The organism is Streptomyces sp. 8K308 (assembly GCF_004348315.1).
Lineage (GTDB): Bacteria > Actinomycetota > Actinomycetes > Streptomycetales > Streptomycetaceae > Streptomyces.
In genome coordinates this window covers 1-1,595 of record NZ_SMKC01000607.1, presented here as the reverse complement: position 1 = coordinate 1,595, position 1,595 = coordinate 1, and the positions used below count along the sequence as shown (strand labels likewise).

General features: G+C 72.4%; 1 protein-coding gene. It reads left to right on the top strand.

Translation table 11 applies throughout. The features are described from left to right. Nucleotides 1–27 precede the first annotated feature (27 nt). The coding region (locus tag E1265_RS36105) for a non-ribosomal peptide synthetase (protein ID WP_243741361.1) at nucleotides 28–1,595 on the top strand (1,568 nt) is incomplete at its 3' end.

Genomic DNA, 1,595 nt, shown 5'->3' with positions numbered 1-1,595 from the left:
ACCGCCGAGGACCGCGTCGCCATCCTCATGGAACGCGCACCAGCCACCGTCGCCACCCTCCTCGGCACCCTCAAAGCCGGCGCCGCCTACCTCCCCCTCCGCACCACCGACCCCACACAACGGCAGCGGACCATCGCGCGGCGCGCCGGTGCTCGACTGGTGATCACGGACTCCACCACGGACCACCTCGGCCGGACGCTGGCCCTGCCACGACTGAACGTGGCCCACGCTCTGCTCCCGTCTCCCGGCGCCCGGCTCCGTGACCTCCCCGAGCCGCACCCGGACCAACTGGCGTACGTCATCCACACGTCCGGTTCCACCGGCGTGCCCAAGGGGGTGGCGACCACCCACCGCAACATCGCCGACCTCGTCCAGGAACGGCGTTGGCACACGGGCGCGCACCGCTGCGTGCTGCTCCACTCGCCCCTCGCGTTCGACGCCTCGACCTACGAGATCTGGGTGCCGCTGCTGCACGGCGGCCGGGTCCATGTCGCGCCGCCCGGCGAGCTTGAGCTGCCGAACCTGATCCACACCCTGCGCGAGGGCCAGGTCACGGCCGCCTGGCTCACCGCCGGGCTCTTCCAACTCATCGCCGACACCGAGCCCGCCGCCCTCGCCCCGCTCGAAGAGGTCTGGACAGGCGGCGACGTGGTTCCCCCGACGAGCGTCGAGCGGATCCACGCCCACTGCCCGCACACGGACGTGGTGAACGGATACGCCCCCACCGAGGCCACCACCCTCATCACCGGCCACCGGACACGTCGCACCGACACCGGCGCGGCACGCGTCCCCCTGGGTGGCGTGTTCGCAGGCGCCCGCGCCTATGTGCTCGACGAGCGGCTGCGCCCCTGCCCGCCAGGCGTCGCCGGGGAGATCTACCTCGCCGGCGACGCGCTCGCCCGCGGCTACCTCGGACAACCGGCGCTCACCGCGGAGCGCTTCGTCGCCAGCCCCTTCTCCCCACCGGGTCAACGGATGTACCGCACCGGCGACCGCGCACGCTGGACCCCCCAGGGGCTGCTGGACTTCCTTGGCCGCACCGACCACCAGGTGAAGATCCGTGGCTTCCGCGTCGAACCCGACGAGGTCCACGACGTCGTGGCCAACCATCCCGCCGTACGCCAGTGCGCGATACACGTCCACGAGGGCCGACCAGGAGACCGAAGCCTCGTCGCCTACGTGGTGCCCAGCGAGCAGACGACCTTCTCGGCGGACCGGCTGCGTGAGGACGTGTCCCGCCGGCTTCCGAACTACGCGGTTCCCTCCGCGTTCGTGCCGCTCGCCGCCCTGCCGCTCAACGACAACGGCAAGATCGATCGCCGGGCGCTCCCGGCGCCCCGGGTGAGCGCCGGCGCCCCGGAGACCACGCGCCCACCCGTCACGGACGACGAGCGGCGGCTGTGCGAACTCTTCGCCGAAATCCTGGGTGAGGACACCAACCCCGTCGCGCCCGAGCAGAACCTCTTCACCGCTGGCGGCACCTCGCTGTCCGTCATGCGGCTGTGCGCGCTGGTCCGCAGGGAGTTCGGCCGCGACCTGACGGCACGCCAGGTCTTCACCACCCCCACCCCCGCCGCCCTCGCCCGACTCCTCAC